The sequence below is a fragment of the Pseudomonas sp. zfem004 genome (assembly GCF_032621715.1).
GTDB classification, from domain to species: domain Bacteria; phylum Pseudomonadota; class Gammaproteobacteria; order Pseudomonadales; family Pseudomonadaceae; genus Aquipseudomonas; species Aquipseudomonas sichuanensis.
In genome coordinates this window covers 82,200-95,368 of the sequence record NZ_JAVYJF010000023.1, presented here as the reverse complement: position 1 = coordinate 95,368, position 13,169 = coordinate 82,200, and the positions used below count along the sequence as shown (strand labels likewise).

The 13,169-nt window shown below is 65.6% G+C and carries 6 protein-coding genes; 3 read left to right on the top strand and 3 right to left on the bottom strand.

Going from position 1 to position 13,169, the window contains the following annotated elements; all coding sequences use genetic code 11:
* Positions 1 to 56 precede the first annotated feature (56 nt).
* The 3 genes from dsbG to dsbD are packed head-to-tail and all read right to left on the bottom strand — an operon-like array spanning position 57 to position 3,365.
* Entirely contained in the window at positions 57 to 815 is a 759-nt protein-coding gene (dsbG, locus tag RTH46_RS21710; protein WP_153786566.1) for a thiol:disulfide interchange protein DsbG, read from the bottom strand.
* A gap of 1 nt (position 816) precedes the next feature.
* Entirely contained in the window at positions 817 to 1,647 is an 831-nt protein-coding gene (locus RTH46_RS21705) for a TlpA family protein disulfide reductase (RefSeq protein WP_153786567.1), read from the bottom strand.
* A complete protein-coding gene (dsbD, locus tag RTH46_RS21700; protein WP_316906583.1) occupies positions 1,647 to 3,365 on the bottom strand; it encodes a protein-disulfide reductase DsbD in 1,719 nt (572 codons plus the stop codon). The genes RTH46_RS21705 and dsbD overlap by 1 nt, the downstream gene beginning before the upstream one ends.
* A gap of 316 nt (positions 3,366 to 3,681) precedes the next feature.
* Here dsbD and RTH46_RS21695 point away from each other — a divergent pair, with 316 nt between their 5' ends.
* The 3 genes from RTH46_RS21695 to RTH46_RS21685 are packed head-to-tail and all read left to right on the top strand — an operon-like array spanning position 3,682 to position 13,165.
* Positions 3,682 to 5,382: a ShlB/FhaC/HecB family hemolysin secretion/activation protein gene (locus RTH46_RS21695; protein WP_410478589.1), complete on the top strand. Its 1,701-nt coding sequence runs from the start codon at positions 3,682 to 3,684 to the stop codon at positions 5,380 to 5,382.
* A gap of 23 nt (positions 5,383 to 5,405) precedes the next feature.
* Positions 5,406 to 6,521 carry a filamentous hemagglutinin N-terminal domain-containing protein gene (locus tag RTH46_RS21690; RefSeq protein WP_316906581.1) on the top strand — a complete coding sequence of 372 codons (1,116 nt, stop codon included), beginning with the start codon at positions 5,406 to 5,408 and terminating at the stop codon, positions 6,519 to 6,521.
* The gene (locus RTH46_RS21685) at positions 6,503 to 13,165 is read left to right on the top strand and encodes a DUF637 domain-containing protein (RefSeq protein ID WP_316906580.1); all 6,663 of its coding nucleotides are present in this window, start codon (positions 6,503 to 6,505) and stop codon (positions 13,163 to 13,165) included. The genes RTH46_RS21690 and RTH46_RS21685 overlap by 19 nt, the downstream gene beginning before the upstream one ends.
* Positions 13,166 to 13,169 lie beyond the last annotated feature (4 nt).

The following is a 13,169-nucleotide window of genomic DNA, read 5'->3' as shown; positions in this document are numbered from 1 at the left end:
AAGCCCGCTCCCACGCTGACTCTTGGCGTGGGAGCGGGCTTGCCCCGCGATCGTTTTCAGCGCTTGCCGAGGATCTTGCCAAGCAGCTCCGGCCGCGGCGCCCCTTGCTGGCTCTGCAACTGCCCATGCTCATCCTGGAAGAAGATCGCCGGCGTCGCCGCCAGCCCCAGCTCTTCCATCAGCGCCTGGTTGGCGTCGAGCTTCTTCTGCACCGCTTCGGGCACTTTCTCCAGTGGCTTGAGCGTGCTTGCCTTGCCCGCCGACTCATGGGCCAGCAAGGCCTTGCTCGGGTCCTTGGCGGCCAGCAGGGCGGCGGACTTGCCCGGGCTGTCCTCGCGGATGATGCCGACCATGATATGGCGCAGTTGCACCTTGCCCGACTCCACCCACGGCCGGGCCTGCTGCCAGAACATGTTGCAGTACGGGCAGTTGGGGTCGCTGAACAGGTAGACGATACGCGGCGCGTCGGCCTTGCCGTCGGCGATCCAGGCGGTCTTTTCCATCTTCGCCCAGATGGCCTTGCTCATCGGCGCATACACCAGCTTCTCCAGCGGCTCGGCGCTGAGGTCCTTGCCTTGCTCGTCGAACAGGCTGCCGACCAGCACGTGCTTGCCGTCGGGCGTGAGGTATAGGGCGATGCCGTTGTTCTGGTACTCGGCGGCGTAGCCGCGCAGGCCATTGGGGGCATCGAAGCTGCCTTTGATCACCGCGCCCTTGGCTTGCAGTTGCTGGATCGCCTTGGGCAGTTCTTCTGCCTGCAGCGTGGGGGCGGCCAGCAGAGCGAGGGTGAGGGGCAGCAGGGCTTTCAATTGCATGTCAGTTTCCTTGTGGGGCGCGCGCGTCGGCGCGGTCGAAGGGTTCCAGGGCGTGGCGCAGGCTGGCTCGCGACAATTCGCCCAGGTGGCTGCCGACCAGCCGCCCTTCGGCGTTGTAGAACAGGGTGGTGGGCAGGGCCATGGAGCCGACCTTGCGCGCCAGCTCGCCGGTGCCGTCGAACAGCACATGGGACAGCATCAGGCCGGTGGTGGCCATGAAGGTGCTGACGTTCTCCGGGGTTTCGCCCTGGTTGACGAACAGGAAGGTCACGTGGGGGTAGTCGTGCTGGGCTTGCTGCAACACCGGCATTTCGCGGCGGCACGGCGGGCACCAGGTGGCCCAGATATTGATCACCAGCGGGCGTCCGCGGTAGTCCTGCAGCGCCACTGCCTGGCCGCGGTTGTCGCGCAGGGTCAACTGCGGCAACTCGGTGCCCTTGCTGTACAGGTGGCTGCCCAGGCTGCCGAGCACCCAGAACAGCGCGCCGCTGGCCAGCGCCCAGCCCAGTGGGCGGCGCAGGCCGGGGCGACGCCAGCCTTGCCAGAGCGCGCCCAGCACGATGCCGAACAGGCCGCCCCAGAGCAGGAAACCACCGTCGCGGATATCGATGATTTGCAGCGGCTCGTCGCGGTACATCGGCCAGTAGGCCAGGACGAAGCCCACGCGGGCACCCAGCAAGCCCAGCAGAAACACATTGAACAACGCCGACTCGGGGTTCTCGCCACCGCGCTTGGCCACGCGCCAGCCGACCAGGCAGGCGATGCCCAGCGCCGCGAGCAACAGCAGGTGGTTCAGGGCCATGGTCAACGGCCCGAGGGTGACGGTCAGCATCAGCCTTGGCTCCTGGTCTGGGCCCAGTGTTGCAGGAAACCGGCGGCGTCGATTTCGCCGGTAATGCGCCGGGCGCGGCGTTCGTCGCCTTCCGGACCGATCCAGATCAGGCTGGGCGGGCCCGGTACCTGGTAGCGCTGCAGCAGTTCGCGGCTGGCCGGCGTGTCGGCGGTGACGTCCAGGCGCAGCAGGTGCACGCCGTCGAGGCTGGCCAGGACATCGGCACGGCCGAACACCTGTTTCTCCATGACCTTGCACGACACGCACCAGTCGGCATAGTAGTCCACCAGCACCCACTGGCCACGGGCCTTGGCGGCATCGAGCTCGCGCTGCAGGTCGACGGGGCTGCTGACCGTGACGAAGGCGTCATGCGCGCTGGCCTGGGCAGTGTCGCTAGCTTTGCCCGCGAAGGGCTGCAACGGCTGCCACAGGTTGCTGCCACCTGCTGCCGCACCGACCAGCAGCAGGCCGCCCCACAGGGCTCCCAGCAGCGGCACCGCGCGCAGGGCGGGCAAACGCTGCAGGGCCGGCCAGGCGGCCCAGCCCAGGGCGATCAGCCAGGCGCCGGCCAGGGCCAGCAGCAAGGGCTCGGCCAGCAGGGTGCGCACGGTGTACAGGGCCATGGCCAGGAACACGAAGCCGAACAGGCCCTTGACCAGATTCATCCAGGCGCCTGGGCGCGGCAGGTAGCGGTTGCCCAGGGTCACCAGCAACAACAGCGGCGCGCCCATGCCCAGCCCCAGGCTGAACAGCACCAGCGCCCCTTGCAGCACATCGCCGCTTTGGGCGATATACAGCAGCGCGCCCGCCAGCGGCGCGGTCATGCACGGGCCCATCAGCAAGCCCGACAACGCGCCGAGCAGTGCCGCGCCATACAGATTGCCGCCGCGGGTGCCTTGCCCGGCGCGGTCCAGGCGGTCACGCAGCTCCGCCGGCAGCTGCAACTCGAAGGCGCCGAACATCGGCAGGGCCAGCAGCACGAACAGCGCCGCCAGGCTGCCCAGCAGCCATGGCTGCTGCAACCAGGCCTGCAGGCTGGCGCCCAGCAGCGCGGCGACCACCCCCAGCGCGGCATACACCAGCGCCATGCTCAGCACATACACACCGGCCAGCACCCAGCCGCGGCGGGCGCTGGCACCATTGCCCATGACCAGCCCGGCGAGGATCGGCAGCATCGGCAGCGAACACGGGGTGAAGGCCAGCAGCAGGCCCAGGCCGAAGAATGCCAGCAGGCTCCAGGCCAGGGTGCTCTGCTGCAGCGTGCCGGCCAGGGCCTGGTCGCTGGCCTGTTCAGCGCCCGGCGTCGGCGCCTGCGTGCCACCCAGGGCGATCGGCGTGGTTTGCGGCGGGTAGCACAGCCCGGCGTCGGCGCAGCCCTGCCAGCCCAGGCGCAGCTCGCCGCTGGCGTTGGCCGGCAACAGCAGCTCCAGCTCGGTGCGGTACACCGCGCTGTCGCCGAAGAACTCGTCGTGATGGTTTTCGGCCTGGGGCAGTGGCGGGTGCTGCTCAGGCGGCAGGCCGTCGAACTTCAGGCGCTTCTGGTAGAGGTAATAGCCGTCCTGGATCTGGAAATGCAGGCGCACCTGGCCGTTGGCGAGGCGGTCGTGGGTCAGCACGAAGGCCTGGTTAACCGGCAGGAAGTCCGGTTTGGCGGCAAACGGGTTGGCCTGGAGCGGGCCGGCGAGCAGGAATGTCAGGAAGAGCAGGAGCACACGCATGTCGACGCCTTGGCAGAACTTGGAATGCGGCCATGCTGGCTGGGGGGTATTAACTGAAGGTTAAAACGGGATTGTGGGGGGCAGGGATGAACTACCCGCTGGTTTCATGCAGCATTTTGTATGTTCCCAGCCCCGCTTGTAGCCGCGTTCGTCGATATTGGTAGCCGGTTTCTCTAATGCCAGTTTCACGCCGCTTTCCCTCTATCGAGCTTGGGATCGTTCCTCTAGCTTCGCTTTCACAAGTTTCCAACCCACCTGTAATTCGGGGGTGCTGGAGATGCCAATCATGGAAGTGAATGCAGTTTGAGGGATGGGTATGAACGATCTACCTGCATGGCGTTTGGTGTTTTGCACATTGCTGGGCAGCTTTGGCAGCGTATTGGCCTGGGCCTCGTCCGGCGACCAGGAACTGATCCGCGAACGGCAGAACCGCCTGATCGAAGAGCAGCATCGGCGCCTCGAAGAGTTGCGCAGCCTGCCCGGCAAGACCGAAGGCCCGGCACCCCTGGAGCGCGCAACGGCGCAGCGCTGCTTTGATATCCGCAGCATCGACTTCAAGGGCGCCGACAGCCTGTCGGCGGCCGACCGTACGCAGCTACTCAAGCCCTTCATTGGCCAGTGCCTGGGCGTCAGCCAACTCAACGACCTGCTCAAGGCCATCACCAACCTTTACTTGGAGCGCGGCATGGTCACCAGCCGTGCCTACCTGCCGCAGCAGGACCTCTCCGCCGGCCACCTGCAGGTACTGGTGGTGGAAGGCCGGCTCGAAGGCCTGCGCCCGGCCGAGGGCAGTGGCCTGTCCACCCGCGAGCTGGGCATGACCTTCCCCGGCAGCCGTGACGAGTCGCTGAACCTGCGCGAGATCGAGCAGATGGTCGACCAGCTCAACCGGCTGCCGTCGAACCAGGCGCAAATGGAACTGGCCCCCGGCAAGGCGGTCGGCGGCACCGAGGTGCTGGTGCGCAACCAGCCACAAAAGCCCTGGCGCGCCTCGTTGTCGCGCAACAACGAAGGCCAGCCGAGTACCGGCGAGCAGATGCTCAACCTAGGCCTGGAGTGGGACAGCCCGCTGGGCCTGGCCGACCAGTTGGTGCTGCGTGGCGGCCACGACGTGGTCAGCGACCATACCCAGGGTTCGAAGAACGGCATGCTCTGGTACAACCTGCCCTGGGGCTGGTGGAACTTCAGCTACAGCTACAGCGAGAGCGAATACCGCTCGCCGATCTTCGCCCAGGGCTTTGCCTTCAAGCAGAGCGGCGACAGCCAGAGCCACCAGCTGCGCGCCGAGCGCGTGGTGCACCGCGACGCCACCAGCAAGACCTCGCTCAGTGCCGGTGTGTCCCACCTGCGCACCAACAACTACATCGAAGTCAGCCGCCTGCGTGGCAGCAGCAACCGCCTCAGTGAAGCGCAGTTCGGCATCAACCATGGCCGGCGCCTGGGCAACGCCTTCGTCAACCTCGACCTGGGCCTGCAGCAAGGCACCGGCGCCTTCGATGCCCAGGACAACGGCCACCCGCGGCCGGGCGAGCCGGTGGCGCGCTATCGCAAGTACGGCGCCGCCGTCAGCTTCATCCAGGGCTTTAAGCTATGGGGCGAGCAACTGAGCTTCAGCAGCTTGGCCACCGGGCAGCACAGCGAGGACGTGCTGTTCAGCCCGCAGCGCATCAGCCTGGGCGGGCTGGGCTCGATCCGCGGCCTGCGCGAGCAGTCGCTGGCGGGCGACAGCGGCGGTTACTGGCGCAGCGACCTGCGCTGGACCCGCCCGCTGGATCGGCAGCCACTGCGTGCGGTGTTCAACCAGTACGGGATGGGCCTGGGCTACGACGTCGGGGTGATCAGCAATGACCGCTACAACGGCGAATTCCACGGCCGTGCCAGCAGCCATGCGCTGGAACTGTTCGCCCGGGGCGAGCACGTCGGCGCCAGCGTGACCTTTGCCCACACCCTGGAGCGCCCCGGCGTGCTGACCGAGAAAGAACGCCCGGTGTTCTTCCGCCTCGACTTCCTCATCTGAAACCCTGATTCGCGAGACCTGACATGGACGTTCGCTTCTTTGCCTTCCTGGCTGGCCGCCCCTCGGCCGTCATTCAGCCCCGTGAGCAGTTCTGCGGCTTGCCCAAGCGTGCCCTGGCCTTGCTGCTGGCCAACGTCATGTTCTGGCAGCCGCTGTGGGCCCAGGCCGACGGCATCGTGGTAAGCGGGCCGGGCACCAGCTTCGGCCAGGCCGGTAACGGCGTGCCCATCGTCAACATCGCCGCGCCCAACGGTAGCGGCTTGTCGCACAACCAGTTCAGCGACTACAACGTCGGCCGCGAAGGCCTGATCCTCAACAACGCCACCGGGCGCACCCAGAGCACGCAGCTGGGCGGGATCATCCTCGGCAACCCCAACCTGCAGGGCATGGCGGCGAGCACCATCCTCAACGAGGTCACCGGCAGCAACCCCAGCCAGCTGCGCGGCTTCACCGAAGTGGCCGGGCAGGGCGCCCGGGTCATCGTCGCCAACCCCCACGGCATCACCTGCGACGGCTGTGGCTTCATCAATACCCCGCGGGTGACCCTGAGCACCGGCAAGCCGGTCCTTGACGGCAACGGCCAGGTACGCAGCTACCAGGTCGATGGCGGCGCCATCGCCATCGAAGGCCGCGGGCTGGATGCGCGCAACGTCGACCGCTTCGAACTGATCACCCGCAGTGCCAAGGTCAACGCCAAGCTGCACGCCAAACAGCTGGACATCGTTACCGGGCGCAACGACGTCGATGCCAACACCCTCAAGGCCACTGCCCGTACCAGCGACGGCAGCGCGGCGTCGAGCCTGGCCATCGACAGTACGGCGCTGGGCGGCATGTATGCCGGGGCGATCCGCCTGGTGGGCACCGAGCAAGGCGTGGGTGTACGCCTGGCCGGCGACATGGCGGTGGATGCCGGCGACCTGGACATCGACGCCAGCGGCAAGCTGACCATGGCCAACGCCAGTGCTGGCCGCGACGTGAACATCAAGGCCGACGAAGTGGAGCTGACCGGCAATACCTATGCCGGGCGCAACGCCAGTGTGAGCAGCGCAGGTGATGTAGAGGTGCGCCAAAGCCTGGCGGCGCGCCAGCACTTGACGGTGGACGGTGCGCAGGTGCGCAGGTGCGCAACCAAGGGGTGATCGAGGCCGGGGTCGAGGCGGACAAGCGCCGCAACGACAGCGCCGATCTGAGCCTCACCAGCAGCGGCCTGGTCAACACCGGCCAGATCGTGGCCAGCCGTGACCTGACGGTGAAAGTCAGCGACACCTTGGTGAACAGCGGCGGTCTCCAGGGCCAGCGTCAGACCGTGGTGGCCGACACGCTGGACAATCGCGGCGGCAAGGTGCTGGCGGACCGCGAGCTGAAGGTCACCAACCGGGTGCTGGACAACCGCGTCGGCGGCACCCTGAGCAGCGACGGCAGCACCACGGTGACCGCGCGCGAGCGCCTGGACAACCAGGGCGGCCGGGTGGTCGGCGTAAGCGAATTGCAGGTAATCGGCGGCGAAGTCAACAATGGCGCGAAGGGGCTGATCGGCAGTGATGGGCAACTGACCGTTGACGTCGCGCAACTGAACAACCAAGGCGGCACGCTCTCCGCCAGCCAGCAGCAGCTCAAGGGCGGAGGCCTGAACAACCAGGGCGGCAGCGTGGTGGGCAACACCGTCGAGGCCACTTTCGACCGACTCGACAACCAGGGCGGCAGCCTGGTCGCCCGCGAGGGTGAGGCGACCGTCACCGCCCGCCAGCAGCTGAACAACGGCGGCGGTACGCTGCAGGCCAAGACCCACCTGCGGGTCAACGGCGGCGAGCTGCTCAACCAGGGCGGCGTGCTGTTGGGCGCCAGCGTCAGCCTCGATGGCACGTCCCTTGACAACAGCCAGAAAGGCCGGGTGGTGGCCGAAGACGGGGCGTTGACCGTCAAGACCAGCGGGGCCGTGAACAACAGTGGCGGGCGCTTGCAGGCGACTGTCGCGAACGTGGACATCAGCGCCGCCAGCCTGGATAACCAGAGCGGCGTGGTGGTCGGGCAGAAGGCCGTGAAGGTCACTGCCAGCAACGGCACCCTCGACAACCGCGCCGGCCAGTTGCTGGGCAGCCGCCTGGAGCTGACCGCCGACACCGTCGACAACCGGGTCGGTGGGCAGGTGCTGGCCGGCAGCGAGGGCCTGCTGATCAAGGCCAGCACCGTGCGCAACCAGCAAGGCAAGCTGTTGGCCGGTGGCTCGCTGGCCGAGCTGCTGCTCGGGTCAGGTCGCCTGGAGAACCAGCAGGGCAACCTGACCGCCAGCGCCATCACCTTGGTGGCCGGCGATGCCGACAACAGCGGCGGTACCCTGGCCAGCTTGGCGGGCAACCAGCAGCTGACCGTGCAGCGCCTGATCAACCGTGGCGGTCTGATCGAAGCCAGTCAGGCCGTCGAGCTCGATGGCCTGACCCTGGACAACAGCCAGAGCGGGCGAGTTATCGCCCATGCCGGCGACAAGACCCGCATCGAGTTGGGCGGCGAACTGGACAACCGCGGCGGGCGCATCGCCAGCGCCACCACCGACCTTGAGGTCAAGGCCGCCAGCCTGTTGAACCAGGGCGGCACCCTCGAACACGTGGCCCAGGGCAACCTGCTGATGAAGGCGGCCAGCTTCAGCAGCAACCAGGGAACGGTCAGTGGCCTGGGCAGCGGCACCTGGACCTTCGGCAGCGTCGACGGCGTCGGCACCTGGCACACCAATGCCGGCCTGGACATCAGCGGCCTGCAGCACCTGACCCTGAACAACGGCGAGCGCATCGCCAGCGCCGGCGACCTGCGCCTGGCCGGCGTGCAACTGACCAATGCCGGAGAGCTGGTTAGCGACGGCAAGCTGACCCTGGAAATGACTGGTGACCTGCTCAACCAGGGCCTGTTCTCCAGCCTGAAGGCCATGGGCATCAGCGGCAACAACCTGACCCAAGACGGTGGCCGCATCGCCAGCAAGGAGGCGATGGCGCTGACGCTGGACGGTGCGTTGAGCAACCGTGGCCGGTTGACCAGCCGCCAGACCCTGGACATCACCGCCGCCAGCATCGACAACCAGGGCACCCTCGGCGCCCAGGGCAAGACCACCCTGCATGCCCGTGGGGCGATCAGCAACCAGCAGGACAGCCTGCTGTTCGCCGGCGGCTCGATGGAGCTGCGCGGCGTGAGCCTGCTTAACCATTACGGCGACATCTACAGCAAGGGCGACCTGAGTTTTGCAGCACTCGACGGTGGCAAGGCTGCCAGCTTGAGGAACCTCTCGGGCAGCATCGAGAGCGAGGGCAACATCGACATCAAAGTCGATTACCTGGAGAACGCGAAGGCGAAATTCGTCCACGGCGAAACCATCGCCAGCCGTTTCATCCGCATCAACTGCACCGACTGCAGCGGTGGCCGCCACACGGGCACCTACATCGTTACGACGACCTACAAAGGCACAGTGGCCAGCGACTCTCCCGCTGCACGCTTGCTGGCCAACCGTGACATGACCCTTGAGGCCACCACGGTGGACAACCGCCAGAGCCTGCTGGCGGCCAACGGCAACCTTACGGCCGAGGCCCGGAACTTCTACAACCGTGGCCTGACGCTGGACAACAGGATCGAGGAAGTCAGCCATTGGCTGCCGGGTGTCAGCCAGAGCGCCTACCGCGCCGCCGAATCCGCCACCCACGCCTGGAACGCGCAAAACGCCGGGCTACCCATCGAGCAGCAGGCGCCGCTCCCTACCGAGGTAACCCAGTACCCGGTGTCGAGCAGGACCAGCCAGGTACTGCCCGGCACCGACACCGCCTACGCCGGCACAGTCCAGGCCGGCGGCACCCTGGCGTTGAATGTCAGTGGCGAGCTGGTCAACGGCACCCTCGATGCGCAGAGCAATGCCCAGCTCACCGGCAAGGCGCTGGATAGCGCGGCCATTGGCGCTGGTGGCGTGCGTATCACCCTCGGCACTCAGGGTGGCGATCCGGGACTGCCCGCCGACGTCAAGCGGGTCGAAACCATTGGCGCCGACGGCAACACCCAGGTCAGCTTCGTCCCGGTGGACTTCAGCGGCGCACCCTTCGTCAGCGTCGATCCCACCGCGCTGCCGAGCTTCCGCCTGCCCCAGGGCGAGTACGGCCTGTTCGTACGCAACCAAGGCTCGAACGCCCGCTACCTGATCGAAACCAACCCCGAGCTCACCGACCTGGGCCGCTTCATGGCCTCGGATTACCTGCTCGGCCACCTTGGTTTCGACGCCGACCAAGCCTGGCGCCGCCTTGGCGATGGCCGCTACGAAACCCGTCTGGTCGCCGACGCGGTGCGTGCGCAAACCGGCCAGCGTTTCCTCGCCGACGGCCTGAGCAACGACTACGAGCAGTTCAAGTACCTGATGGACAACGCCGTGACCAGCAAGGATGCCCTTGGGTTGGCCGTGGGCGTGCGTTTGAGTGAAGAGCAGGTCGCCGCGCTGAGCCATGACATCGTGTGGATGGAAGCGCGCGAGGTCGAGGGCGAGCAGGTACTCGCTCCGGTGCTTTACCTGGCCAAGGTCGATTCGCGCAACCTGCGCGGCGGCAGTTTGGTCCAGGGGCGTGACCTGCAACTGGTCACCGGCCACGACCTGAAGAACGTCGGCACCTTGCGGGCGAGCAACGATCTCAGCGCCGTCGCTGGTGGCAGTCTGTATCAGGGTGGCTTGGCTCAGGCCAACGAACACTTGGCGCTGCTGGCCCGGGATAGCCTGCGCAACGCCTTGGCGGGCGAGATCCGTGGCAACCAGGTGAGCCTGGTGTCGCTCGAGGGCGACATCCTCAACGACCGCACCGCCACCGAAGTAGCGGTCGGTTCTGGCAGCCAGACCCGCGTGGATGCCGGGTCGCTGATTAGCGCGCGCGGCGGTCTGACGATTAGTGCCGCCGGTGACGTGACCAACAAAGGTCTAATCAGCAGCGGGGGAGACCTGACGGCGCAGGCCGGTGGCGACATCAACCTGCTCGCCGTACAGGACCATACCGTCACCCGCGAAGCCCTGCGCCGGGGGCTGCGTACCGAAGAGACTTTCACCAACCTCGGGTCCAGCCTGGAAGCCGCCGGCAATGTCACGCTCAAGGCCGGCGGCAACCTCAATGTCGTGGCCAGTAGTGCCAAGGCCGGCAAAAACCTTGACGCCAGCGCGCAAGGCGACATCAATGTCATGGCCGGCGAGGAGGTGCACAACGTCGAGAGCCGTTACAAGAGGGGCGCCAAGAAGGTCCACGAAGTCGATGAACACAGCCGCCAGGTCGCCGCCAGCCTGACTGCCGGCGAGGATCTGGAGATCAGGGCCGGTCATGACGTCAACCTGATCGCCAGTAAGCTCAAGGCCGGTGACGAGGCCTATCTCTACGCCGGTAACGACCTCAACCTGATTGCCGGCCAGGAGCGTGACTACACGCTCTACGACATGAAGAAAAAGGGTAGTTGGGGCAGCAAGCAGACCCGGCGCGAAGAAGTCACCCAGATCACCCATGCAGGCACCGAGATCACCACTGGTGGTGACCTGACGCTGGAGAGTGGGCGGGACCAGTTGTACCAGGTGGCCAAGCTCGACAGTGGCAAAGACATCAACCTGGTCAGTGGCGGCGCGATTACCTTCGAAGGGGTGAAGGACCTGCATGAGGAGAGCCATACCAAATCCAGCAACAACGCATTCTGGAACTCCGCCAGAGGCAAGGGCAACACCGATGAGACGCTACGCCAGACACAGATGCGCGCCGCAGGCGCCATCACCATCAAGGCCGTCGAAGGGCTGCGCATTGACCTTAAGCAGGTCGACCAGCAGACGGTCAGCCAGGCCATCGACGCGATGGTCGCCGCTGACCCCCAGCTGGCCTGGATCAAGGCCGCGCAGCAGCGCGGGGATGTTGACTGGCGCCTGGTCAGGGAAGTCCACGAATCCTTCAAGTACGACACCTCGGGCTTGGGGCCGGCCTCGCAGCTGATCATCGCCATTGCGCTGGCGGCGGTGATGGGGCCGATGATGGCCGGCATGGGCACCATGGTGCAGGCGGGAGCGATCAGTGTCGCCACCAAGGCGACGGTCAGCACCATCGACAACCGGGGCAACCTGGGCGCGACGTTCAAGGACATCACATCAAGTGACAGCATCAAGGGTTATGCAGTCTCGGTCGCGACTGCCGGCGCAGCCCAAAGCCTGGGGTATGACCCAGGCGCCATGGGTTTCAATAGCGCAAGCCTGAAAACCGTGATGCTGAAGGCGGCGGCGGACGCGACGATCAAGACCGCAGTCTACGGTGGCAGTTTCAAGGACAACCTCGGCAGCGCGCTGTTGAACACCGCCGCCAGCGCCGGTGGTGCAGTCGCTGCCGGCAAGATTGGCGATCTGGGGTGGGTCGACGGCAGCCTCGACAAAGTCCTGTTGCACGCCGCTCTGGGCGGCCTGATGGCCGAGGTCATGGGCAGTGACTTCCGTACCGGGGCCATCGCAGGCGGTGCCAACGAGGTGCTGGTGGGCGTGCTCGGCGACAAGCTCCTGCCGGCGAACCTGACACCGGGTACACCCGAGCATGTCCAGGCCCAGGCCAACCTGGTCGCATTGTCGAAAATTGTCGGTGTGCTGGGGGCGGCAGCTACCAAGGGTGACCTTGATCTTGCGGCGCAGGTGGCTGAGAACGGTACACGGTACAACCTTCTGGGAGACCATTCGGCCAAGCTGCGGGACGAGGCGAGGGAAAAATTTCGTCAGACCGGTGATCTGAACGCTGCACGCGAACTGATCAGGCTGGAAGGTGCGGACCAACGAAGTGACGAGCTGCGGGAGGCTTACAAGCGTGATCCTTCATCGCTTTCGCAGAATGAACTGGCCGAGTTCACCGCCTATTTGCAGGTATACGCCTACGAGCGGTTAAAGGCGGCGGGGCCCGAGAAGGCCCAAGCCAGCCTGACCAGTCTGCTCACAGGCGATCAGGTGTTCGGTTACGGCTACCCCTACGCCGGGAGCAAGGAGCACAAACTGGTCTGGGCCGATGCGCAGCGCAGTCAGTTGGGGTTGTTGGGGGCGCTTTGGCCGCACGAGAGGAGCATCGACGAGCGGACTTACCTGGACGCTAAACATGCGTTGCGCATTGGCCAAGAGCTTCAGGGAATGGCCAGCCTTGGCGATCCAGCCATCTATTTCCTGGGTGGATCGATTGGCAGTGCGATTCGGGCGACAGCGGCTACCAACGGCGCTCTGCAAGCCACGCAAGGGGCCAAACAGGCCTTCGAGGGGGACAAGTGGAATGCGGCCGGCAACATGGTATTTGGCCTATTGGGTATGGCCACGCTGGGTGTCAAGAACGGGGCTAGTACTGTCTTCAAGGGGGATTCGGGGGCGATAACTCCGTCCTCCCCAACGCCGTCTGAGCTGATTCAGCGGACCGGGTTATCGTTTTCCAGGGTAATCGGTCGCTTCGATCATGTTATCGATATTAGAGCTTCTGCGTCGGAGGGGCGTGTAAAAGGCGTTGATAAGCTTTTTGAAGCTGGTCGAACGCCAAAGGCTAGTGAGCTGAGGCAATATGCGGAAAACAAGGGCTGGAAAGCCACCCAGACCGATGGGGGGCCTCTAAAATACGTTGACGAAAATGGCGTTCCTCGTGTAACAATTAAACAAGGTAGCTCACGTGCTCCGGGAAGTGCTGGTCCGCATGTAGAGTTCAAAGACGCAACAGGCCAAAGAATAGATGCTTTTGGCAATCCGGTAACTAGGAAAAGCCCGGGAAATCACACTTCAATTGATTTTGATTTGTGAGGTT